The 24,397-nt window shown below is 47.6% G+C and carries 17 protein-coding genes, 11 tRNA genes, 1 rRNA gene and 3 other annotated features; of the genes, 1 reads left to right on the forward strand and 28 read right to left on the reverse strand.

From position 1 onward, the window contains the following. Window positions 1–5: 5 nt before the first annotated feature. From BFJ94_RS16055 to BFJ94_RS16100, 9 genes are all read right to left on the reverse strand, one after another. Complete coding sequence (locus BFJ94_RS16055; RefSeq protein WP_120463573.1) at window positions 6–1,010, reverse strand: aldo/keto reductase; 1,005 nt, start codon at window positions 1,008–1,010, stop codon at window positions 6–8. Further along, the gene (locus tag BFJ94_RS16060) at window positions 995–2,644 is read right to left on the reverse strand and encodes a carbamoyltransferase family protein (RefSeq protein WP_162944305.1); all 1,650 of its coding nucleotides are present in this window, start codon (window positions 2,642–2,644) and stop codon (window positions 995–997) included. Before BFJ94_RS16060 ends, BFJ94_RS16055 begins: the two co-directional genes overlap by 16 nt. Window positions 2,645–2,703: 59 nt before the next feature. After that, window positions 2,704–3,594 carry a PEP/pyruvate-binding domain-containing protein gene (locus BFJ94_RS16065; protein WP_162944306.1) on the reverse strand — a complete coding sequence of 297 codons (891 nt, stop codon included), beginning with the start codon at window positions 3,592–3,594 and terminating at the stop codon, window positions 2,704–2,706. Next, window positions 3,591–4,598 carry a hypothetical protein gene (locus BFJ94_RS16070; protein WP_120463576.1) on the reverse strand — a complete coding sequence of 336 codons (1,008 nt, stop codon included), beginning with the start codon at window positions 4,596–4,598 and terminating at the stop codon, window positions 3,591–3,593. The genes BFJ94_RS16065 and BFJ94_RS16070 overlap by 4 nt, the downstream gene beginning before the upstream one ends. Next, window positions 4,588–4,917: a PEP-utilizing enzyme gene (locus tag BFJ94_RS16075; RefSeq protein WP_162944307.1), complete on the reverse strand. Its 330-nt coding sequence runs from the start codon at window positions 4,915–4,917 to the stop codon at window positions 4,588–4,590. Before BFJ94_RS16075 ends, BFJ94_RS16070 begins: the two co-directional genes overlap by 11 nt. Window positions 4,918–4,919: 2 nt before the next feature. Continuing rightward, the gene (locus tag BFJ94_RS16080; protein WP_120463578.1) at window positions 4,920–5,183 is read right to left on the reverse strand and encodes an acyl carrier protein; all 264 of its coding nucleotides are present in this window, start codon (window positions 5,181–5,183) and stop codon (window positions 4,920–4,922) included. Window positions 5,184–5,189: 6 nt separating this feature from the next. Next, window positions 5,190–6,473 carry a coproporphyrinogen-III oxidase family protein gene (locus BFJ94_RS16085; protein WP_120463579.1) on the reverse strand — a complete coding sequence of 428 codons (1,284 nt, stop codon included), beginning with the start codon at window positions 6,471–6,473 and terminating at the stop codon, window positions 5,190–5,192. Between the two features lie 523 nt (window positions 6,474–6,996). Next, complete coding sequence (locus BFJ94_RS16095) at window positions 6,997–8,007, reverse strand: MraY family glycosyltransferase (protein ID WP_120463581.1); 1,011 nt, start codon at window positions 8,005–8,007, stop codon at window positions 6,997–6,999. Between the two features lie 62 nt (window positions 8,008–8,069). Further along, a complete protein-coding gene (locus BFJ94_RS16100; RefSeq protein ID WP_120463582.1) occupies window positions 8,070–8,660 on the reverse strand; it encodes an AAA family ATPase in 591 nt (196 codons plus the stop codon). 902 nt (window positions 8,661–9,562) lie between these two features. Between BFJ94_RS16100 and BFJ94_RS16110 the strand changes: the two genes are divergently transcribed. Next, the gene (locus BFJ94_RS16110) at window positions 9,563–10,012 is read left to right on the forward strand and encodes a VOC family protein (protein ID WP_120463584.1); all 450 of its coding nucleotides are present in this window, start codon (window positions 9,563–9,565) and stop codon (window positions 10,010–10,012) included. Between the two features lie 833 nt (window positions 10,013–10,845). Here the strand turns inward: BFJ94_RS16110 and glmS are convergent. From glmS to rrf, 19 genes are all read right to left on the reverse strand, one after another. Then, window positions 10,846–12,678, reverse strand: coding sequence for a glutamine--fructose-6-phosphate transaminase (isomerizing) (gene glmS / locus BFJ94_RS16115; RefSeq protein WP_120463585.1), 1,833 nt, complete (start codon window positions 12,676–12,678; stop codon window positions 10,846–10,848). Window positions 12,679–13,592: 914 nt separating this feature from the next. After that, complete coding sequence (gene glmM, locus BFJ94_RS16120; protein ID WP_120463586.1) at window positions 13,593–14,933, reverse strand: phosphoglucosamine mutase; 1,341 nt, start codon at window positions 14,931–14,933, stop codon at window positions 13,593–13,595. A gap of 35 nt (window positions 14,934–14,968) precedes the next feature. Then, window positions 14,969–16,357, reverse strand: a complete 1,389-nt coding sequence (locus BFJ94_RS16125) for a CdaR family protein (RefSeq protein WP_162944308.1) — start codon at window positions 16,355–16,357, stop codon at window positions 14,969–14,971. After that, on the reverse strand, window positions 16,350–17,183 hold the full coding sequence (gene cdaA, locus BFJ94_RS16130; protein ID WP_120463588.1) for a diadenylate cyclase CdaA: 834 nt from the start codon (window positions 17,181–17,183) through the stop codon (window positions 16,350–16,352). Before cdaA ends, BFJ94_RS16125 begins: the two co-directional genes overlap by 8 nt. A gap of 230 nt (window positions 17,184–17,413) precedes the next feature. Next, window positions 17,414–18,031 carry a zf-HC2 domain-containing protein gene (locus BFJ94_RS16135; RefSeq protein ID WP_120463589.1) on the reverse strand — a complete coding sequence of 206 codons (618 nt, stop codon included), beginning with the start codon at window positions 18,029–18,031 and terminating at the stop codon, window positions 17,414–17,416. A 132-nt stretch (window positions 18,032–18,163) separates the two neighbouring features. Further along, window positions 18,164–18,760, reverse strand: coding sequence for an RNA polymerase sigma factor SigW (gene sigW, locus BFJ94_RS16140; RefSeq protein ID WP_120463590.1), 597 nt, complete (start codon window positions 18,758–18,760; stop codon window positions 18,164–18,166). Window positions 18,761–19,017: 257 nt separating this feature from the next. Beyond that, window positions 19,018–21,813: a phosphoenolpyruvate carboxylase gene (gene ppc, locus BFJ94_RS16145; protein ID WP_120463591.1), complete on the reverse strand. Its 2,796-nt coding sequence runs from the start codon at window positions 21,811–21,813 to the stop codon at window positions 19,018–19,020. 744 nt (window positions 21,814–22,557) lie between these two features. After that, window positions 22,558–22,631 (reverse strand) — tRNA-Gly (locus BFJ94_RS16150). Window positions 22,632–22,644: 13 nt separating this feature from the next. Beyond that, a tRNA-Pro gene (locus BFJ94_RS16155) sits at window positions 22,645–22,721 on the reverse strand. A gap of 26 nt (window positions 22,722–22,747) precedes the next feature. Further along, a tRNA-Arg gene (locus BFJ94_RS16160) sits at window positions 22,748–22,824 on the reverse strand. Window positions 22,825–22,833: 9 nt separating this feature from the next. Next, a tRNA-Gly gene (locus tag BFJ94_RS16165) sits at window positions 22,834–22,908 on the reverse strand. A 5-nt stretch (window positions 22,909–22,913) separates the two neighbouring features. Beyond that, a tRNA-Leu gene (locus tag BFJ94_RS16170) sits at window positions 22,914–22,997 on the reverse strand. A gap of 31 nt (window positions 22,998–23,028) precedes the next feature. Beyond that, a tRNA-Lys gene (locus tag BFJ94_RS16175) sits at window positions 23,029–23,104 on the reverse strand. Window positions 23,105–23,110: 6 nt separating this feature from the next. Beyond that, window positions 23,111–23,185: transfer RNA gene (locus tag BFJ94_RS16180), tRNA-Gln, on the reverse strand. Window positions 23,186–23,195: 10 nt separating this feature from the next. Then, window positions 23,196–23,271 (reverse strand) — tRNA-Val (locus BFJ94_RS16185). A 26-nt stretch (window positions 23,272–23,297) separates the two neighbouring features. Continuing rightward, a tRNA-Glu gene (locus BFJ94_RS16190) sits at window positions 23,298–23,372 on the reverse strand. Window positions 23,373–23,379: 7 nt separating this feature from the next. Next, window positions 23,380–23,455 (reverse strand) — tRNA-Thr (locus BFJ94_RS16195). Between the two features lie 3 nt (window positions 23,456–23,458). Then, window positions 23,459–23,534, reverse strand: a tRNA-Asn gene (locus tag BFJ94_RS16200). A 5-nt stretch (window positions 23,535–23,539) separates the two neighbouring features. Next, window positions 23,540–23,656, reverse strand: a 5S ribosomal RNA gene (rrf, locus tag BFJ94_RS16205). Between the two features lie 68 nt (window positions 23,657–23,724). Then, window positions 23,725–23,978 (reverse strand) — a sequence feature (23S ribosomal RNA rRNA prediction is too short). Window positions 23,979–23,997: 19 nt separating this feature from the next. After that, window positions 23,998–24,157, reverse strand: a sequence feature (23S ribosomal RNA rRNA prediction is too short). 19 nt (window positions 24,158–24,176) lie between these two features. Continuing rightward, window positions 24,177–24,345: a sequence feature (23S ribosomal RNA rRNA prediction is too short), on the reverse strand. Between the last annotated feature and the right edge of the window lie 52 nt (window positions 24,346–24,397).

The raw sequence follows: 24,397 nt of genomic DNA on the forward strand, positions 1-24,397 counted from the left end.
TTACTTCAAGCATGCGAAACAGGATTAACGGTATTCAGCAGGTTCAGTGCATTTAACAGTTCCCCCGGTAATTCATAAGGATCATAGGACAGGACATTCAACAGCTGCTCATCGCTGCTGAAGCCACATAATGCACAGGCCACATTCGGCTGAGCCAATACCCAGCTTATAGCCGCATCCACATATTGAACCTCATACTGATCACATAACTGAAAGAAGACTTGTAAGGCTTCGACTTTGCTGCGATCATCCGTGATTCTCTTGAGCCACTTATTGCGGTAAGGGATGTTCCCGCGCAGATCATTCGTGTTCGTGTTGTCCTCCCTATATTTTCCGCTTAAGAGGCCTTGAGCGAGGGGAGAATAGGCGATTAATCCAATCCCCTCGTCACGGCAGACCGCCAAGACATCCTCGTCGGGTCTTTGCAGGACATTATATTGCACCTGGTTGGCGACCACCTGCAGCTTCGCTTCCTTGGCCAGCCGGGAGAATTCCCCAATCGCCTCCGCGGGCCACATGCTGATGCCGGCATACAATATTTTGCCTTGATTCTTCAGGGTCGCTAGAGCATCTACTGTCTCATGGAGAGGCGTATCTGGATCGAAGCGATGACAGTAATAAACATCGATATAATCCGTGTTCAGCCTGGTCAGGCTTTTGTCGCAGCTCTCCATAATATGCTTACGGGACAGGCCCGCGTCATTCGGCCATTTGCCGACACGGGCATGCACCTTCGTAGATAATACATAGGAAGACCGGGTGATCCCCTCCAGGGATTTACCGAGTAATATCTCCGACCAGCCTGGCAGAGCGCCGTACATATCCGCGGTGTCGAAATGGCAGACCCCCTCGTCCATGGCTTTGGAGATCAATGGGCGCTGATCCTCATTCGTAGAGAAGTTCAGCCAGGTACCGAACCCGATTACAGAAATCTTCAGCCCGGAGCTCCCCAGTCTTCGATGACCGATAGATTCGGCCATTTGCTTGGCATAGATCAGCTTTCTTTCCATATCAAATACCCCTCTAAATACATAAATTCCAGAGGCGAAGCATAGAAGGATCTGATCGCTTCCTCAGGTCTGCAGACGACGGGTTCCCCCGCGATATTGAATGATGTATTGACTACGGCCGGGAAGCCAAGGGTCGTCTTCACCTGATTTAATAGATTCGCATACGGATCATTCGGGTTATTCGCCACTGTCTGCACACGGGTCGTACCATCGACATGGGTCACTGCCGTCAGGTTCTGGCGGTCCCCTGTAACTGGCAGGGTGAACAGCATGTACGGAAGATCAAGCGGCTGACCGAACGCGGTCTCTGTATATTCCTCCAGCATGCTCGGGCCGTAAGGTCTCCAGGTCTCCCGCTTCTTCACATCGATATTAAGCCGATCCTTATTAGCTCCAAGCGCCGGATTAGCGATAATGCTGCGATGCCCCAGGGCTCTGGGGCCAATCTCAATCCCACCGGAGAACCAGGCCCCGATCTTCCCCTCTCCCAGCAGCTTGGCCACAACTTCGATACTATTACTGGAGGAATGCGGTATACCGAGCTTCTTCAGCAGAGCCCCTATGTAATCCGTGCTGAATTTCGGGCCTAGCCCTAGATCCTTGAGCGGCTTCAAAGGCAAGCCGGTCGCTTGATACCATAGCTCGGCAGCAGCTCCAATCGAGGCTCCCGTATCATTAGCTGGTCCCGGGACGAAGATATCCTTGAATAATTGCTCGACCAGCACTTTGCCATTGGATGTGCAATTCAAGGCTACTCCGCCTGCGAGACATAAATTGTCCTCACCGGTTAATTGCTTGGCGAGTCTAGCCAGATGGAGAATTACGGTATCTAATGTCAATTGCACACTAGCCGCTACTTTTGTAATCCGCTCATCAAATTCCGTCTTCTCTTGGTTATAGCAAGTCGCAAGCTCATACTCATATTTTCTGCGGTTAGCAGGGCCAAAATCCTTGATCAATCTCTGCACCCAATATTGAGTCACATGCTCCTGAGTAGGCAGCTCCGGGACATCCATCTCATAGCCGTCCTCCGTCAAGCGCACATAAGGCAGTACCTCGCCAACGCCATAAGGCGCCAGCCCCATCAGCTTGCCTGCTTCCAGCTTGGAGAATCCCGCATATTGCGTAGCCCCTTCATAGAAGAGACCCAGGGACAAATTACTCGACCAGGAACGGAGCAATTTAATCGTGCCATCCGCCTGTCCATGATATAGCGTAGTTCCTACACTCTCTCCCGTTCCATCGATGATGAGGATCGCCGCCGATGGAAAACCTGAGAAACGGAAGGTAGATGCGGCATGAGACAAATGATGATCGACATCCTCAATTTGGGCGTTGCGCGGCTGATAGCCGAATAGCTCCGGCGGAAATAGTCTACGCGAGTTCACTTCATAGTTCGCCAGAGTGCGATCCTGAATTTTGTCCCTTTCCCATGGATAAGCGATCTTATCGACGTCCTCCAGCGTTAATCCGCGGCTCTCAAGGCACCATTTCGCAGCGTTAACCGGAAACTTGCCCCAGGCTCGCTTATTTCTAATTAATCGTTCTTCTTCGACGGCGCATACCAATTCGCCATCTTCAATCAAGCATGCGGAACCATCATGATAAGGAGCTGATACGCCTAAAATTCTCACACCTATTCCCCCAACTTGTGATTTCATCAGCCAATAAAAAGCTAGAATGGTGAATGGCTCTAGCCGTTCGCCGTCCCCCGAAACGCTGTTCTTGTCATGAAAGGGCGAGATTGTATCAGCCATAACGTCCCATCGTGATCCTCGGCCCATTCTACTTCCTGGTCACCCTCAAAGATCGATCTGACGCTGCTTCCAAGGGCCGCCAAGCGTCGGTTGAGCCCGGGCTCGAAAAGCTCGGCTGCCTGCTCTTCGGGATTCAACCCCCGGCGGCTTAGGCCCTGTCCGCTCTCGGCCCGCTCGCATACCTCCGTCTGGCTGCCTTTTCGCGTAATCGCATCCTCTCCCCCGGATAACGAAGCGGTCAAGAAGTCCGGATTCATCGCCCCGGAGACGAGATCGACCGCCAGCCCCCAGGCTCCTTCGGCAATAAATTGCTGGCTTGAAGGTCGGCCTGTGATCATCACCCCGGCCTTCCTCGGAGAAATCAGCTGCTGAATAATAATATTCATCTGCATTCTGGCGTTGCCGAGCCGCTCGGCATATTTGACGGCGACATCGGAATGCAGCGCTCTGACGCACTCCTCTACCGCATCAGCGATCTGATCGATACCACGCACGCCAAGTACACTCTCGAAAATTCCCGCCGCGCTGGCCTGAGCTAGATCCTCGACGGTAGAGCTTGATCGAACTGCAAGAGTTGTCGCATCCAGATCGAAATAAGCTTGAAGCTGTCCGAGCAGCCATGACTTCCAATCCGGACGATCTAATTCAATCAGTTCATAGGGGATAATGATCGCCCTTGGAACCTGTATACCTTGTTGATGAGCAACGCCCAGTCTCCAAGCTTTAGCCCCTATGAGTTCAAGGGAGACCTCCGCTGCCTGCTCGATAGATATGACTGTTCGTATATCAATACCCTCCTTTGTGAAAATTGGAAGTGGGAGGATCATACGCCAAGCTGAATGAGAAAAGCCACTTCCCGGGGCGATAAGCATTTAGAGCGAATCTCGCTTGGCTTACCGTTGCGGATCGTCTCATAGACATGGTCTGGCACTTTGCTGGAAAGGCCGCGCAGCTCTCTTAATGGCGATTTTCGAAACCAGAAAATATCTGCATATTTTTCCGTCTTCTGCTGCCAGGTCCACTCATCCACGATCCCGCTTACCTGCCTTGTCTTCGCGATCAATGCATCGACAAAAGCGCTTATCTGCTCAGTATCCACGCTCTCTCCATCGATGGTGACATGCCATGAGAGCAACGATTGATTCAGCTTGCCTGAATGGTAGATATGGTCATAGCAATCGACTTTAACTTCTGCAGAAGTCATATATTCACATACTGTAGTTATCTTCTTGTGATTAATTAGTAGAGAGGAAGGCCAAAGTTCTGTCGGGGAAAGATTGTGAAATTCGCGAATGACGATTGCCGTATTGTCTGCGGTGATGTATGGGCCATGCACGGTCTTCACCGCGTCATGTCCGCGAAACAGGATGGCTTCTGTATACATGAACAGCGCCGCTTGCAGCTTATGAATGAGATTTGAATCGCCTTGCTTCCTGCTGCTCTTAGGGGGAATATCGGGATGGATGAGAAGATTGGCGCCGTTCTTATTGAATAAATCTCCAGCTTTCAGTGTGTGGGCTGCCCGAAGCATTCTCACCACGAATTGTCTCTGCTCCTCTAGCGGCGTACGCGCTCTCCTCAGGCCGAATATGACGACATCGATGAGACGGAACAGTCTTCCGGGATATTCGAAAATTTGCGCCAGCTGCTGCGGACCGTTCTCCTCATCCCAGATGGCATTCAAATCCTCGATGAACTCCTTGGCGAACACATCCGTAAACAGATGCATAATCGATGAGATCCGTAGTGGCCAATCTTCATAATCGTTATATCCCCACGCTACCTTCAGGGATTCACGATACCCTTTGAGAAGCTCCTCATTATCCAACAACTAGCACCTCTCCTTGATCGGCATGGACTTCGATATAGCTGCCGTCTTTAATCGCCTTCGTGGCATCATTGACCTGGGTCATGCAAGGGATTCCGATTTCACCCGCTACGATGCAGATATGAGCCATCACCGCACCGGATTCACAGACTAGTGCTCCAGCATCCAACAGCATAAGAGAATACTTCGGGTTACTATGAGGAATAACTAGAATATCGCCTTTGTCAAAAGGCCTATCATTGTCCGGACCTGCCACATATGCCTTGCCCTTATATACTCCCGGGTTAATGACAATGCCTTGCAGCGTCTTATTGTTGTCCACGATCATGACCTCGCCTCTATTTTTTTGAAAATAAATTCACAGAGTTGATCATAATTATCGAATAAATCCGGGCAGAGCTCCCCGTCAAAGACAGCTACGCCAAAGCGCTGTTCAATAGCTACGACCAGCTCGATCAGTTGGACCGAATCCAGGCCAATATCGCGCAGCAATGAGGTGTCACCCTTTAGTTCCTCCTGCACCTGTGTAGAAGATAATCCGTTAGCCAGCAATTCACCCAGCTCTTTTTTTACATCAACCAATAACATTCTCTATCATCCCTTTCGGCTAATATGAGCGAGCATGTCTTCCTGTAGATGTGTTGGATAGAAGAAACGTGCCACATCATCGGCAAAATCATAATACTCGGATTCCAAATACAAATGATCTTCGTCCAAACGCAGCAAGCCTTTTCTCGTTAGATCACTGATTTGTTTACCATATACATCTGTCAGTTCAACACCGAATTTATTGATAAAATCCTGACGCTTGATCTTCAAGTTCTTGAAGCTCATGACGACGTAGCGAATAATCTCATCACGCTTCGACAGCTTGTACGATCTCGATATCGGCAATCTCCCGTTCGTCACCATATCTACGTACTCTTTCATATCCGACGTATTTTGGTACATTGAACCGTTAAAGGAGGAATGCGATGAGAGACCGATCCCTATCATTTCCCCCCCATACTGTATATTCTCCCGGTGTCTGTCGATGTAGTGGGGACTAATGACGAAGCTGGAATTGTTGGACATGAAGTAGCCCTTCGATTCCAGGAATCTCCTCGCCCATCTGAAATGCGCGGCTTCAACATCATCGCTCACTAATATTTCCGGATTCTCCCGCAGCTTCTTGAAGAGCTTGGTATTGTAGAATACCTCCATCTTATAGATTGAGATATTCTCCGGGCCAAAGCCATATAGGGCTTCCACCGAGTTCTTCCACGATTCTTCTGTCTCATGCAGCATACCGGACATCAGGTCGCAATTGTCCCAATCAAATCCTGCCATACGCACACGATCATAGGTATCATAGAAGATCTTCGAGAGGTGATTACGACCGTTCTCTTTCAGAACTCGGTCATCCAGGCTTTGAACGCCCATGCTGATTCTGTTGACGCCTAATTGTTTAAGAGTATTGAGTTTCTCTTGGGTGGCTTCTCTTCCAGGTCTTACTTCCACGTTGAATTCAAAATCGGAGGTTTTAGGAAAGATAGATTCGAGAGCTTGGACAATCTTGATGAATTGTTCTGAGGTAAGCATGGTCGGGGTACCCCCGCCGAAGTAAAGAGTTTGCATGGAACAGTATTGTACTTCCGGCCGTTCTGCCAGCAAAGCAATCTCCTGCAGCAGCACATCGACATAAGCGGCAATTTCATCTCCGCCCTTCGATTCTTCGACACGGTAGTAACAAAAGTTGCATCTTTTAGGGCAGAACGGCAGGTGGAGGTAAATATTAATCGGCCGTCTCTCCCAAATTGTGGATACATTTTTTGCTGATAGTACGCTGTACGGTGGATAAGCCGTTACAAAGGTTTCCCGCTTGAGCGTAAGTTCCATACATTCAACCCTTTCTCTTCAATTTAGCTTTTTAATAATCCCTCTGTATTGGCATATATGACTTTTTTCAGAATCATATTACATTTTCTACTTTCTTTTGTCAATTATTCCTTGTATATTTATGGGTCAATAGGCCAAATCGTGGTATATCGTTGCTAGGGAGGAGGTTGAACGATGTATAAATGCAGGCTTTTGCATGCGAAACTACCTATTTTGAGGAAATCCCTGCAAATGTGCAGGAATTTGCTTGCGCGGGTGGGGATTCGGCGCTCTAACGAAACACCATATCGTTATTTCGACGAAATCAGCACCTTCTCGACTCTAACGAAACTCCATATCGTTATTCGGGTAGAAATACGTCATTTCGCCTTGTATCTGCCCAAATAGCGATCCCCTGTTTCGTTAGATTTCTAAATCGCCCCTTTTGACGCAAATAGCGATACCTAGTTTCGTCACAATTTAGTGGGCAGCACAAAAGGCCGCCAAGATAGATAGCTCCCTCGACAGCCTTAATAGATTGACGTTATATCTGGTTTTGCAGCAGCAAAATAATGATAGAGAACAAACCGAAGCAGATATTAATTAGCGACAATACGAATACAACCTGCTTGGTGTTCAAGCCTGTTCTTAATAAGCGATAATGAGCCTGACTAGCATCCGCTTTATACACGGGAATTCCATTGATAAAACGTTTGATAACGACAAAAATATTGTCGAATATCGGAACCCCCAAAGCCAGGATCGGAATAAACAACGACAGCGTTGTTGCTTGCTTCAAGGCACCGTCCAAAGCGACAACTCCCAGCATAAATCCGAGGAAGGTGGCCCCCGCATCGCCCATAAAAACCTTTGCAGGCGGTTTATTATACCGTAAATAAGCAAGAGAAACCCCGATAAGAATGATCGCAATGATTGCGGAACCCGTCTGCCCCTTCGCTGCAGCGACAATGAACAATGTAGTAGAAGAGATACTTGTCAGCGAACCAGCCAAGCCATCGATCCCATCAGAGAAGTTGATCACGGTCGTCACGCCGAATATCCATACTACTGTAAATATCAACTGAAGCCAGACTGGAAACTGGATATATTCATCCGAAAAAGGAGCCGTGAATCCGGTAAAAGAAATGCCCGAATAGAATACAATAACGGCTGCGGCTACTTGGACAATTAGCTTCGGGAGTGCAGAAAGCTCTTTGCCCTGCGTCTTCATCCAGTCATCTACAAGACCGATGCTGAGAATCAGGCTGCCGCCAATCAATATAGCCACATATTCTTTAACATCATCCGGCTTCACAAAAAAGAGATACGCGATTACAAAGCCTATAAATATAGCGATACCTGCTGTCAAAGGAATTGACTGCTTATGTATCTTTCTATCATTATTCTTCACAGGCTTATCAACAAAATCGATCTTATAAGCAAACTTCCTCAGCGGCGGAATTAAAACATAAACGACAAGAAATGACACCACTAACGCAGCAATGTAGTTAATAATTATCCCTCCGAGATTGCTAGTGTTAAATGAACCTACCATTCTATTCTATTATATTACGCTATGCAGCTACCGTGCAGTGACGAAATCTATGAGCGATTCTTTCAATAGTATATACTAGATCCTGAATTTTGGGTATATTCGGTAAAAATTGTCGATCTGATGTACTCGGCGCGTTCTTCGATACTGCAACGCGGAAGCTCGACTAATTCGTATCCAAGTTCAGTATAAACGTCCACCATCATGTCAAAGGTTCGGTGGGCTGTTTCCAAATCCTGTTTTCGTTCGGCATCCTGTCGATAAATATCCGGCCAAGGCGGGGCGATAAAGACCCGTTTATTGTAGCGGAATAATTCGCCAGCGCGCTGGATATGAATCGGAACATCCAACCCCTCCAGTCGAAGATATCCGATGATATCAGGCACACCCCGATCAAACAGCACGGGAGCCCTATTCCCTTGCTCCAACCCTTGTCGGTATGAGCGCATTTCCCAAGATAACATGAGCTCAGCGAAGAGTATTCTGTCTTCCCAAGGCAGCGCCGCACCGCCTATCATTGTTTGCTCCTGGATGATGCTTCGCCCTGCCTCGATCGACCGCATGAAGCCTTGCTGTTCGAGATAATCGAGGAGCGTACTCTTCCCTGAGCCAGGGCCACCTGTTACGACATAAAACTGTTGTCCATCAAACTGCATAAAATCCTCCTTAGATCGAGCTTAGCTAAGCGAATTGGATCATGATCTTTTTCGCCAGACAGCCGTGCTATAATTCAATTAAGTCAATACGTTCAATACAACTCATTTATAGAATATTATAAAAAAGTAGGTGGGGAAATATGGTATGCAAAGAGTGCTATAGTGATAATCCAAGGATAACACCCATTTTAGAGCCCGAGAATTGTTTAAAAAACCATACCCAATACATATGTTCAACTTGTGGGAGATGTATATGTATTGATAGAGATGATAAAAGAGGTCTGTATAGATGGAACTTTCCATTTAAATCATTAGAGATTGCTAATCTCTATTTGAGAACATCCGAAGCAAGTTGCAAAGATACTTGTGGAATATATGAGATCATAGGGAAAAATAATAGAGTTTCCTATAAGATTTTTCATACCGAAGAAGATCTGGAAAATTATTTATTAAAGAACAAAGACAAATCGTGTAGGGATAAGAAACCTGCTTATATATCCGAACAATATATTGAAAGCCCCAATGCTCAAATTCGCAAATTGAATCCTGATGAAATAGAAATATATCTTAAGGAACAAAAGCAGTCTAAGCACTGAAAAAATAAATTACCTATATTTCATGAAAACTTTGTGCTTTTCTATTACTTCAGGTGAGAAAACATAATCGTCATTTGCAATTATTATTTTTACCCAACTATCTTGTAGGGGATCTAACTTGATTCAGAGTAGCTTCTGTTGGTTATTATACCTTATTACTGCATCAAACGTAGTATTTGGTAATGCGATTTCTTAGTCATTTTGTGTCGCTCTCCACTTGATTAAGCTCCTCTACCACATCTCGTGTCTTTCCCTTTTACCTATTCCTCAAGTTGGAATATACTTACCAATAAGGAGGCGAGTGGTTTGATCCAAGGTCTGTTTGAGACACATATCCATGTAACTAATCTGGAACGATCAGCCGAGTTTTACGAGAACACGCTTGGGCTGGAATTTGCCTATCAGGACAATCGGCGAGTAAGATTCTATTGGATTGGACACAGAGGAAAGGCAATGCTTGGCATATGGGAAAAAGAACCTGCTCAAGTTATTCGACAGCACTTTGCTTTTCACACAACGATTGAACATATGAAGCATGCAGTTCCGTTTTTAAAAGAACGTGGACTTCCTATCCGGAACTTCTTAAATGATGGTACGGAACGCCCCTTTGTCTTCGCATGGATGCCCGCCGTGTCGATCTACTTTGCTGATCCAGACGGGCATTCCCTAGAATTCATAGCCATGCTGCCTGATGAGCCGCAGCCCGAATTGGGCGTAGTACCCTGGGATGAGTGGGAAACGGCACATGGCCGGTAGGTAGACTGGTGATTGTTTGACTTTCCTATTTTCTTGATTTAAATACAATATCCCTAATTTCAACATATCATCTATCTTCATTGTTATACTAAAGCCACAATCCAAACCTCAGTGTGAACCTTCTCAGGCCCCCGCAAGGAGAACCGACGGAACGAGCCAGGACTTTCCACTGACAAACGGTCAAAAATGACCGTTAGAGCACGAAAACAACAACTACGCTCTTCTAACGGACACTTTTGACCCTTAGAAGCACAAAATGCAATTTCTCGCGACAAATCCCCTTGTAACGGACATCATTGTCCGTTACAAGGGCAGGATGCCACAGGATCAACGCTAACGGACAATGATGTCCGCTAGCGTCGATCCTGCCAGAACATGGGGATGTCCACATTTTAGGGCACGCAAAAGGCGCGTCTCCAAGTCGGGAGAGCACTGAAATTATTGTCTCAGGCTACCCTCTAGATACATTAATTTTAATTAAATTTCATGTTGGTTCCATACATTTTTATCATTAGACGCCGTGTGCACATCCCAAAAGTCGTGTTACGCCCCTGTCCCCCACCAAATCGCCCCAGACCCTTACCCCACTTGGCTTTAACGTCTCTCACCCTAACTTCCTTGCTTCAACACGAGTAAATAAAGTCGAGTTAAAAAAGCAGGAGAAAAGCTCGATTTATCAGGGATTAGAGGGTCATACGACCCGCTCGAAAGATAAAGGAAGCCGAGGAAAACAGGAGTGGATACCTGAGTTTCGCTCGGCTTTTTGATACGACTTTATAAGCCTTGGGAGAACTTAAATTTGAATTCACAACGCCACTCTTTAATTCAATCCCCTACTCCACCGTCACGCTCTTCGCCAAATTCCGCGGCTTATCTACGTCGTTGCCTCTGGCGAGGGAAGCGTAGTAAGCGAGCAGTTGCAGCGGCACTACGGACAGGGCCGGAGTGAGGATCGGCAGCGTCTTCGGAATCGCAAAGGCCTGATCGACTGATTTCAGGAGATCGGTGACATGCTCTTCATGGGTGAGCGCCATAACGTCAGCGCCACGCGCCTTGACTTCTTTGATGTTACTTACTGTTTTTTCCAGGACAGATTCCTGGGTAGCCAGAGCGATGACCGGAACGTCCTCCTCGATCAGAGCCAGGGTTCCGTGCTTCAATTCACCTGCGGCATATGCCTCAGAGTGAATATAAGAGATCTCCTTCAGCTTCAGCGAGCCCTCTAAGGCCACTGCGTAATCCAGGCCACGGCCGATGAAGAACAGGTCTTCATGCTTGGCGATATGCTCAGCATATGCTTTAATAGCATCGACATTAGCCAGTATACTCTCCACTTGCTCAGGCAATGCATGCATGGCCGCGATCACATGGGCGATCTCTTCTGCCGATTGCGTACCACGTACTTGAGCGAGGTACAAGCTGAACAGGTAAAAAGCGATCAACTGCGAGGTATACGCCTTTGTCGAAGCAACGGCAATTTCAGGCCCCGCAAGTGTGCTAATGACATCATCCGCATCGCGGGCAATCGAGCTGCCCACGACATTCGTGATCGCCAGTACATGAGCCCCGTTCGCTTGCGCTTCACGCAGCGCGGCCAGGGTGTCGGCTGTTTCGCCGGATTGGCTCACGACGATTACCAGCGTGTCAGGAGTAATCAGCGGCGAACGATAGCGATATTCAGAAGCTACATCGCACATCACCGGTATCCTCACCAGACGCTCGATGACGGCCCCTCCGACCAGACCAGCATGAAAGGCTGTTCCGCATGCTACGATATGGACGTTGTTGATCGAACGTATTTTCTCATCTGTCAAATGCAGATCCGGCAGAATAATACGGCGTCCGCTCTCATCAATCCGCCCTAGCATCGTGTCACGATAGGCTCTAGGCTGCTCATGGATCTCCTTGAGCATGAAATGAGCAAAGCCGCCTTTTTCTGCAGTGACTGCGTCCCAATCGACATTAATCATTTCCCGAGAAATAAAATTCCCTTCGATGGTCATCAATTCGACAGCATCCTTAGTCAATACAGCCATTTCTCCATCGTTCAAGATATACACTCTACGCGTATAATTCAACAAGGCCGGTATATCGGAGCCAATGAAGTTCTCGCCTTCACCAATACCAATAATTAGTGGGCTCGCTTGACGCACAGCGACCAGCTTATCCGGTTCATACTCCGTCAATACCCCTAGCGCAAAAGCTCCACGCATATAGCTAATTGCCTTCTGAACCGCCTTCACGATGTCTCCATCGTATTCACGCGCTACCAGATGGGAAATAACCTCGGTATCTGTCTCCGAGACGAATTCATAGCCTTGGCTAATTAGCTCATCCTTCAGTTCCAGATAGTTCTCAACGATCCCGTTGTGCACTACCGAGAATTTCTTGCTGCTATCCGTGTGTGGGTGAGAGTTCACATCAGACGGCTTGCCATGGGTTGCCCAACGTGTATGTCCAATCCCGGCACTGCCTACCAGCGGCGCGTCCTCCAATTTATGCTCCAGATTGGCCAAACGCCCCGTTGCCTTGGTAATCTTCAGGCCATCCTTCGTATACACAGCGATACCCGCGGAATCATAACCGCGATATTCCAGCTTCTTAAGCCCCTCGATCAAGACCGACTGGGTGTCTCTCTTCCCAATATATCCAACAATTCCACACATACTTATATAATCCTCCGTTTCAATTCTGCAGTAATTTATCGCAAGCAGAACAGGAGCGGAAGATGCTTCACGCGGTATACAGAGACAGAACTATTCAATTATCAAAATGCAGGTTCTACGATATGAAAAATAATGAAAATCACATCAGCCCAACGTTCTATTTTTCATGAATGTCCACTGCTGCTCCGTCCACCACGGATTCCTCCGCTCATTCTCTCGCGTACACTCATGAGTTTCGACTAATCGAATTCAAACTATACTGCATCCTTCCGCAAGGTTTGTCGGAACAGTCGCCTGTTCGTTTTGACTTTACGGTTACGGTGTGATGCCACACCGGGAGGTCCCCGCCGAATATTTCGAACACCCCCACCTCGTCAGCTTGCATTTGCCGGTTCAGAATCTTTGGCATGAATCAGTCTGATTAGCAGTGTTACACTACATCATGTCAAACTGACACCGAATTCCTACCCGCGCGAAACCAAGCTCTGGCGCTTATGTTGCTATGACCTCACGATCCTCACTTTCTTTACTTGAATATGCTTATTATATGCATCTGCGTCCAATTTTGCAATTATTCCTCTCATCCCTAGGCTGCCTTGTTTCTCAAGGCCTGCAAATATCAGCAATATCAGGCAGTGAGAACACGAAGCAGAGACCAGCTTGAATTGTAAGGAAACTAGGTATCACTATTGGCATCTAAAGGAGCGATTTAAAGATCTAATGAAACTGTGTATCGCTATTGGGGCAAATACAGGGAAAAACGACGCATTTCTACCCGAATAACGATATCGAGTTTCGTTAGATTCGAATGAGTGCTGATTTCATCGAAATAGCGATATGGTGTTTCGTTGCAAAAAGCCGCCCAAACAGCGCTAACTCCACTGCCCGGCGGCTCATAATTATATAAATATCGATTAGACCAGTTCTCTCTCAACTACAGCGACGATCTCTGCCACTAACTGTTCGATCTCTTCTTTGTCCGGCCCTTCAGCCATAACGCGAATCAGGGACTCTGTACCGGATGGACGCACCAGTACGCGGCCGTTGTCGCCAAGCTTGCGCTCCGCAGCGGCCACAGCCTCCTCAATCGCCGCATTGCCCGCATATTTGCTCTTATCCTGTACGCGGACATTCACGAGCACCTGCGGATATTTCTTCATGATTTTCTTCAATTCGCTCAGCGGTTGACCGGAGGAAAGCAGTGTATCCACCAATTGGATTGCTGTGAGAATGCCATCGCCCGTCGTGTTATGATCGAGGAAAATAACATGACCCGATTGCTCCCCACCCAGGTTATAACCACCGCGAATCATCTCAGCCATGACATAACGGTCTCCGACCGCAGTTTTCTCCGTATGGAGGCCTAGCTTCTTAATGGCCTTGTAGAACCCAAAATTACTCATTACCGTCGATACGACCGTACTATCCTTCAGCTTGCCCGCCTGGTTCATCGCGTTGCCGCAAATGCAGAGGATATAATCGCCATCCACTTCTTCACCCAGTTCATCGATTGCTATCAGTCGATCCGCATCACCGTCAAAGGCCAGCCCGATATGCGCGCCGAGACGCACTACTTCCTCTTTCAAGCGTTCAGGATGGGTCGAGCCGCAATGATCATTGATATTCAGTCCATTCGGCTCAGCGCCAATCGTATGCACCTCTGCGCCAAGCTCCTTGAATAGTCTTGGAGCCAGCTCATAAGCAGCTCCGTTCGCGCAATCCAGTACCACCTTCAGCCCTTCAAAGGAACGGTTAATCGTCGTCTTCAAATGCTCTAAATATTTCAGTTTGGAATCATAATCAACTGTTACCGAGCCCAGTCCGCTACCGATTGGCCGAGGGAGCTCATCAATCTCTTTGTCTAGCAACTCCTCGATCTCCAGCTCTGTCTCATCCAGAAGCTTGAAGCCGTCGCTACCGAAGAACTTGATTCCGTTATCCTCCACCGGATTATGTGAAGCCGAGATCATAACCCCAGCATCCGCGTGGAGCATCCGTGTCAACAGAGCCACCGCAGGTGTCGTGACCACACCGAGTCGAACTACGTCGGCACCGATCGACAGCAGGCCGGCTACAAGAGCAGATTCCAGCATAACGCCGGAAATCCGCGTATCCATCCCGATGATAACCTTCGGCTTGGCTGCTTGCCCTGTAAGTACATATCCCCCACAACGCCCAATACGATATGCTAATTCAGCTGTTAATTCCTGATTTGCGATTCCCCTTACTCCATCCGTACCAAAATACTTCCCCATGTTTTCACTCCTCAAGTATTTTAAAAAACGTATCATTAGCCCCCGCTATTACTATCCGTGTTGTTCCCGACATTATTCGAGTCAGTTCCGCCGCTGCTATCCCCATTGCCTTCAGCGGTAGATCCGTGATCAGATCCTTCTCCGTTATTGTTATGAGGTGGCGGGCTCTCCGGGTCCGTCGTGGCCGGATGGGAGTCTTTATCCGTTAATTCCACTTCGATCTCAAGAGGCTCTTCCGATTCCGCCAGCTTCACATAATGGGGCAATGTCACCTTTAAAGGCACCGAGTGTATACCTGCCCCGAATTTGCTCATATCCGCCTCCAGCGTAACATCCTTCGCATTCAACCCGTTCAGCTGTTCCTTCGTCCCCAAGACCGTTAAAGACAGCTTCTTATCAGAAGGCTGTATAAATCTCGCTGTGAGATTGGAGCCCAAATTAAGCAGAGTAATAGGTATATTATCGATGACCTTCTGCGAGGCAGGCTCGACCTTGATCGTCACCTGCACAGAACTAGGCTCGATTTTCTCAAATCCGGCAGGCGGAGTCAAGTCCAGCGTATATTTCGTTTCCAGATTACCCTTATAATTATTCAAATCGACGGTAATCGGGTAAGAGGTGATCTTCTCCATAGCCTCCTTAGAGCCGTATACGACGACCCCCTTCAAATCTGTATCGACACCCGCCAATACATATCCGGCAGGAAGCTGTCCCGTCTGGCGCACCTCCAGCGGAATACTTTTATACGTCTTATTCAGCGGTACATCAACATCGACCGAATCCGGCGAAATCTCTGCATTTTTCATAATCTCGCCCTGCTTGTCGTAAGCGGCCAGCTTAACCGCTTTCCCCTTGAGTGAATCATTCAATCCAGTAATATCTATTATCCCCTGTACCTTCTGCAAGTCATCGATTTCACTCTCTGGCAGCGTAACCTTCACAACCTCTGTACTCGTAAGTGGAGTTCCGACCTCGAACCCTTTCTCAGGAGTTCCCTTGGTAATAATCGTCACCGGTAAATCCTTCGTCTGCTTCGGTTCAATCGTTACATTGACAATCGAAGGTGTCATAGACACCAATTGCACGCCTGGAGGCAGCTCCGTAGACAGAGGTAGCGTGAATGTACCCGGCCCTACATCCTTCAAATTCAGCTTCACTCGATAGTTGGAGAAATTCGTAGTTAGATCTGTTTTTCTCCCTTTGACCTCGAGCCGTACTTTATCTGGATCCAGGTTATAGAGGACATAATTGTCGCTATCAAAACCGGTAACCTGAATATTGACATTATCAATCACTCGTGGCTTCAAATCCGGCGTAGTCACGACGGTAGTCCCGCTATCGATATGCACCATGGCCCATAGAATAATACTAATCACAAGTGCAATGATTTTCACAATATTGTTATGACTTAACCATTTATCCATTCTTCTTGCCAGCCTCCTTCGTACGCCAGAAGGACTTGCGCTTCTCATTCGGGCTGGAATCCGGTCCAAGCTCCTCATATAATTTAGAGATCAGTGATTCTTCCTTGATATCCCGGACGACTTGTCCATCGATCGCCAGCGAAATTTGGCCCGTCTCTTCAGAGACGACGATGGAGACCGCGTCCCCAACCTCGCTGATGCCGATAGCAGCACGATGTCGCGTACCCAGCTCTTTACTAATAAAAGGATTCTCGGACAGTGGCAAATAACAAGCCGCCGCCGTAATCTTATGCCCCTGAATAATGACCGCCCCATCATGAAGCGGAGTATTCGGAATGAAGATATTGATCAGTAATTGAGAGGTAATCACCGATTGAATCGGGATGCCCGACTCGGTATATTCATTAATTCCCGTATTCCGTTCAAAAACAATTAATGCTCCGATTTTTCTACGTGATAAATAATTCAGCGCCTTAATAATTTCGCCGATCTCCCGGGCAAATTCCTCCTCATCAGCGATTCCCCGGTTGAATAATTTTCCCCGCCCAAGCTGCTCCAAAGCTCGTCTAAGCTCAGGCTGAAAGATGATGAAGATAGCGACGACACCGAAGGTGAACATCTGATTCATCAGCCATTTCAATGTGTATAAATCAAACCAGGTACTAACCGCCCAGATCAAAACAAGAACAAGCAGCCCCTTCAGCAATTGAATAGCCCTTGTCCCCCGTACAAGCAAAATCAGATGATAAATTATATAAGTAACGATCAGGATATCGATAATATCCTTAATCCAGTCCTGCCAGCTCATATTCGCAAAATAATCCATGGTGTAACCCCCGGTTTTTCTTCTAATTCGATCAAGTCGACTAACTAGAAGACGCTTATGTATATCTAATAAGTCTGCTCAGATATACGGCAATGTAATCTATTTTATTTATTTCTCTAAACTATAGGTTATAACGTTCCCGGGTCAGATGCAAGTTTCAGGAAAATAACATATAAAAAGACGCCATCTGCTTAGAGAGGGCGCCAATCTGTTGTTATATCACTACCTGCTTACCTATAGGCGACATCTGTAAAGGTATTGCTGATTCTGTACCAAATCCAGTCCAGAGCCTGATCAATTCTCTTGACCTTACCGGAAATATGAGCCGTCGAGGCCTGATAATAAGAGCCATCGATGACGGTCAAATTTCCTTCAACATTCCCCAGAATCTCCGCTTTGCCGTTCTCCACCGTCAAATTGCCCGTTACAGTGGACCCTTCAGGGACTGTGACGATATTCCCATTGATGACGACTTGATCCAGATCGCCCACCTTCACGATCAGTTGATTATCCGCCTTCATCAAGGATAGCGTACTGAACAGCATCACGAGCAGGAATATTGCCGCCGCTGTCAGAGCTGGATGCTTCTTAATCACCTTCAGCCATACCTGCTGCTTGCGCTGCTTCGGAATCTCATTCATAATCCGACTCACTAATCCATCCGGAGCCGAAATACGAGTATGCCTTAATGTCGCGAACAACGTCATTTCCGTCTGCTCCAATTGCTGGAACTGGATACTGCATGCGGAACAAGATTGTAAATGACCTTTGAGCTCCACGGCCTGCTCATGCGTTATATCTCCGTCAAAGTAATCATGCATTAAAGTGGAGGCATGTTTGCAATCCATATCAGCCATTCCTTTCGATATCAATACTATGAAGAGCCATACACAGTATGGAAATAGTCGTCCTAACATACATTACGTTACGGAGCGAATAACGTTTCAAAAAGAAATCCCATTTAATTTAGTCCAGTTTTTTTAGAAAACTGCCTTATGTTCCAGCTTTTTGCGTAAAAATTCCCGTCCCCGGTGGACCCTCGTTTTCACTGTCGTTACAGGCATATCCAGAACATCACCGATCTCCTGCAGCGACAATTCCTGTAAATACCTAAGCACAATTACGGACTTATATTTAGCAGGCAACCCTTCGATGGCTGTATGAATCATTGCCTGAGTCTCTGACAATAAATATTCCGATTCTGGCGTTCGTTCGTCTCCCGGTATAATCGCATAACCATCCACCCCATCCTGATCGTTCATTCCCGCATCAAGATAGTAGTTCGGCTTGCGCTTACGCAGACGATCTATGCATAAATTCGTAGCAATCCGATAAATCCATGTAGAGAACTTCTGCTTCTCATCATAGCGATGGAAGTTCTTGTACACACGCAGGAATGTCTCCTGAACTATATCCTCAGCTTCATGCCGATTAGATAGCATCCGATATGCCAAATGAAATATTTTATCCTTATATAAGTCAACGAGTTCTGCAAATGCCCCTTGGTCACCTTTGCGGGCCAACTTTACCAATCTCGTATCAAAATGATCAGCCACTATGATTTCCTCCAGATCCATGGACGGGCTCCAATCAAACCCCTCATGCCTGTCCGGCCTTCTCCCCGATCTGCTATCCAGGAATAACCCGTTCATCGCCGGTACTTCATTCAAATGTTAATTCAAGTCTTTATAAAATGCAATAGAATTAGGGCTTTTCCATGAACATTATCCCTTTGGAGAGATATATTCATAAGAAAACGAGCCGAAAGCTCTCCGAAATAGGAGGGTTCGGCTCGTCAATGATTAGCGTTATATCGGAATCAGGCGAGCGAGTATCAGCCCGTATTGCGAAGCCCTGCGGCGATTCCGTTAATCGTAAGCAGCACTTCACGAAGCAGAATTGCATCATCCTGGCTCTTCTCGCGAGCGTCACGCAGTTCTGTCAGCAATTGTACCTGCAGGTAACTGAGCGGATCTACGTATGGATTCCGCTGACGAATCGATTCTTGCAGCGCAGGAGCGTCGTCGAGAATTTCCGTAAGTCCGGTAATCTTCAGAACCATTTCCTTGGTGAGATGGAATTCTTGCTCGATCTGTCCAAATACGCGATCTCTTACTTCCTCATCATCACACATTCCTGCATATTCTCTGGCGATAATGAGATCCGCCTTAATAATCGCTAACTGCAATGTGTCGATCAAGGAACGGAAGAAGGTGAAGTTCTGGTACATATCCTGTAGAACCTTCAGCTTCTGCTCATCACCTTGGTAGAAGTTATATAAGCCTGTTCCCGCAGCATACCATGCCGGGAATAGATAACGGCTCTGCGTCCAGGCGAACACCCAAGGAATAGCGCGCAAGTCCTCAAAGCGATCGCTGTTCTTACGCTTCGATGGTCTGGAGCCAATATTCAGTTCTCCTACTTCCCCAAGCGGTGTCGATTCTTTGAAGAACTTCAGGAAATCCGGATCACGGAATACGAGATCCTGATATTTATTCAGGGAAGTCTCCGAGATCTCGGCTGCAATCTTATCCCATTCTTTCTCCTGCTGATTGTTGTCTACATATAGCTTCGCGTTGATGGCTCCCTTGATCAATGCCGAGGTAGCTTGTTCAAGACTGCGGTATGCGATCCCTTTGAGGGAGTAGCGGGAGGAGATAACCTCGCCTTGCTCCGTAATCTTGATACCCCCGCCGATCGTCTCTGGCGGCTGTACCAGAATACTGCGGTTCAGCGGCATGCCTCCGCGGCCGAGCGCTCCGCCACGTCCGTGGAAGAACTTCAGCTTCACCCCATACTTGCTAGCCGTCTTGGTGATCTGCTTCAGAGCTACACGCAGCTCCCAATTCGCTGTGACCACTCCGCCGTCCTTATTGCTGTCGGAATACCCCAGCATAATTTCCTGTAGGTCGTTCATTGCAGCTACAGACTGGCGATAGATCGGCATTTCGAACAGACGACTCATGATCGCCGGAGCTTCATGCAGATCATCGATCGTCTCGAAGAGAGGAACGGATTGGAGCGTACATATAACGGTACCGTCCTGCTCTTTGCAGAATAACCCAACTTCCTTGGCGAATACCATAACTTCCAGTATATCGCTACCTGCTTCAGTCATACTTATCAGGTAGCTGGTAATACACTGCACACCGAATTCCTTCTGCGCTCTATAGATCGTGCGATATACATCGAGACATTCGGTCGTGCCCTCACTATATTCCTGATATGGCGAGGTCAGAGGCCGAGGATCATTCAACAGCTGCTCCAACAGCACCAGCTTCTCCTCTTCCTCCAACTCGGCATAATTGCTTGTAATATTCATTTTGGCCAGGATTTCCGTCATGGCTTTCTCATGTTCCTGACTGTGCTGACGAATGTCCAGTGTAGCCGTGTGAAAACCGAAGAGCTCCACCTGACGGATCATTTGACTCAGATGCGTATCCGCAACGTAATCCGCATAGTGATGACGCAAGCTGCGGTCAATAATTTTCAAGTCGGTAATTAGCTCCTGGACGCTCTCATAGCGCTCTGAAGTCCCCCTCTTGGCGTCATCGAGAACATTATGAAGCTTCTCTGTCATATAAGTCAGCTTAATACGATAAGGCTCTTTCTCATTGCGCCATTCTGGCGTCTTATTCAAGGTAACCTGGAGCCGATCCTTCTGAATCGAAGCCATTAGCTCATCCGTTACGTCAACGATCGACGTACTGAAGCTAAGGTGCTTGAACATCTCGGCCAATGTACGCTGGTATTCCCTAACGGCCAGCTTGCGCTGCATCTTCAATGTCTGCCAGGTAATATCGGCAGTCACCGACGGATTCCCGTCCCGGTCTCCACCGATCCAGGATCCAAAGCGCAAATATTTCGGCACATGCCAATGATGCTCAGGATAGTATTTACTCAAGCAGCGCTCCAATTCCTGATAAACATCGGGAAGCACGTGGAACAGCGTCTCATGGAAATAGTACATTCCATTTCTGACTTCATCGAGAACCGTAGGCTTGCGGTCTCTTAATTCGTCAGTCTGCCAGAGTGTAATGACTTCATTCAGAAGCTTCTCTCTCAATTGTTCCCTTTCACGAAAAGTTAGTGTAGGATTATCAAGCAACATGACATCGTCAGCGATCCGTTTATGAATATCGAGGATTGCGCGACGCATAGCCTCAGTAGGATGCGCCGTTATGACGAGCTCAAGCGACATTCCCTCCAGAATCTCTTGCGCCTCATCATAAGCGAACCCTTGCTCCTTCAGGAGACGCACAGAGGCCTCAATGGAGCCCGCTTGTACAGACTCGCCAGCGGAGCGCTCGTAATCCCGTTTGCGGCGAATACGATGATTCTGTTCAGCGATATTAACTAACTGAAAATAAATTGCAAATGCACGGATCACTTGGTGACGAATCTCGGGTTCAAGAGAGTTTATCATTTCTTTAAACTCTTCATGCAAATCCGGTAAGAAAACCGCCCGCAAGGACTTACTCGTCTCTCTGATTTTCTCGACGATATCCAGTAGCTCGTTCCCACCTTGATGCACTAAGACTTCTCCCAGAATATTCCCAAGAAATCGGATGTCGCGCCTTAGAAGGTTGTTCGAATTGCTCTTGCCGGCGGTTACCGCTAGTTCAGTCATATTTCTCCCCCATTCCATCCCTATTCCGTCTTTCTAAAGCCTTCCTAATATCATACAATAAACTGCCCTGAAAATCTTCACTTTATTTGTAAAGAATTCAACATTTCTCATACACAGCAAAGGAAAAAGAACCCAAAGGAAGTCTAAGAATATCGCCTCTTGTCGTTGAATGTTGGCCTGTCGGTTGCTTTGTTTCGATATTGCGGTAATGCGGTAAAACAGGTAATTGTATAGTCTTCATCTATAACAAAAAACATCATCTTGTTGATGATGTTGCAGTTATAGATTGGATGCTTATTGACCCGAATGCGCAGCCTTTAATGCATATGCAGAGCTAGATGTTCTGCCAAACCAAGCTATACTCCGTATACCATATACCGTATACTGTATATTATTACATAACATTATTATAATAGCATAGCTCTGGATGTATTTCAAATGCTTGGCGTTGCAGCTAGTATGCATTTCGCTTGAATTCATCGCTCTATATCCAGAATTGGCTCAAATAGGGGACTAGTGTTTGGTTAGAAAAAAGCCTGCGAAAATGCAGGTTTTTTCTTCTGATCAGCTCCATTTCAGCCAAAAGGCTGGAAAAGCCTGCACATTTGCAGGAATTTATTAAGAACAGGGAAGTTAGAGTTGAAAAGCCTTTTTGCAGTTTTCGAGTTTTAGATGAGAAGTTCGTTACGTTTCGAGAAAAATATAACAAAAAAACCGCCTGCTTAAGGCGGTCTGTATTATGTATGGAGCGGGTGATGGGAATCGAACCCACGCTACCAGCTTGGAAGGCTGGAGTTCTACCATTGAACTACACCCGCACAATATGAATGATGGTCGGGACGACACGATTTGAACATGCGACCCCCTGGTCCCAAACCAGGTGCTCTACCAAGCTGAGCTACATCCCGTAAAAAATATAGATATTTAATTTAAATGGCGCGCCCTAAGAGATTCGAACTCCTGACCTTTTGATTCGTAGTCAAACGCTCTATCCAGCTGAGCTAAGGGCGCATATTTAGATGGAGCGGACGACGGGAATCGAACCCGCGACCCTCGCCTTGGCAAGGCGATGCTCTACCGCTGAGCCACGTCCGCAAGTATGGTGCGCGTGGAGGGACTTGAACCCCCACGTCAAAGACGCTAGATCCTAAGTCTAGTGCGTCTGCCAATTCCGCCACACGCGCACAATCACACTATATACTCGAATGAGTATACTGGTGAGCCATGAAGGACTCGAACCTTCGACACCCTGATTAAAAGTCAGGTGCTCTACCAACTGAGCTAATGGCTCATAAAATGGCTGGGGATATAGGATTCGAACCTATGAATGACGGAGTCAAAGTCCGTTGCCTTACCGCTTGGCTAATCCCCAATAATTCATATGGTGGAGGCTAACGGGATCGAACCGCTGACCCTCTGCTTGTAAGGCAGATGCTCTCCCAGCTGAGCTAAGCCTCCATATGTATGAATCATTTTAAAGAAAGTGGTGACCCGTAGGGGATTCGAACCCCTGTTACCTCCGTGAAAGGGAGGTGTCTTAACCCCTTGACCAACGGGCCACATACGTGGAGCTCTCAACCGGGATCGAACCGGTGACCTCATCCTTACCATGGATGCACTCTACCTACTGAGCTATGAGAGCTAATGGCTCCCCGAACAGGACTCGAACCTGTGACAACTCGATTAACAGTCGAGTGCTCTACCAACTGAGCTATCAGGGAACATTGCTTGGCAGCTTCCTACTCTCCCAGGACCCTTCGGTCCAAGTACCATCGGCGCTAGAGGGCTTAACGGTCGTGTTCGGGATGGGTACGTGTGGAACCCCTCCGCTATCGCCACCAAACGTTCAAGGTTAATCCTTGAAAACTGGATACGAAACTACATTTGCATTTAGATGTTTTGGATAAGCCCTCGACCGATTAGTACCTGTCAGCTCCATACATTGCTGCACTTCCACCTCAGGCCTATCAACCTCGTCGTCTTCAAGGGGTCTTACTAGTTGGGAAATCTCATCTTGAGGGGGGCTTCACGCTTAGATGCTTTCAGCGCTTATCCCTTCCGCACTTAGCTACCCAGCTATGCTCCTGGCGGAACAACTGGTGCACCAGCGGTGCGTCCATCCCGGTCCTCTCGTACTAAGGACAGCTCCTCTCAAATTTCCTACGCCCACGACAGATAGGGACCGAACTGTCTCACGACGTTCTGAACCCAGCTCGCGTACCGCTTTAATGGGCGAACAGCCCAACCCTTGGGACCTACTTCAGCCCCAGGATGCGATGAGCCGACATCGAGGTGCCAAACCTCCCCGTCGATGTGGACTCTTGGGGGAGATAAGCCTGTTATCCCCAGGGTAGCTTTTATCCGTTGAGCGATGGCCCTTCCATGCGGTACCACCGGATCACTAAGCCCGACTTTCGTCCCTGCTCGACTTGTCAGTCTCGCAGTCAAGCTCCCTTTTGCCTTTGCACTCTGCGAATGATTTCCAACCATTCTGAGGGAACCTTGGGGCGCCTCCGTTACTCTTTAGGAGGCGACCGCCCCAGTCAAACTGCCCGCCTGACACTGTCCCCGTACCGGGTCACGG

This window comes from Paenibacillus aceti (assembly GCF_003614185.1).
Lineage (GTDB): Bacteria > Bacillota > Bacilli > Paenibacillales > Paenibacillaceae > Fontibacillus > Fontibacillus aceti.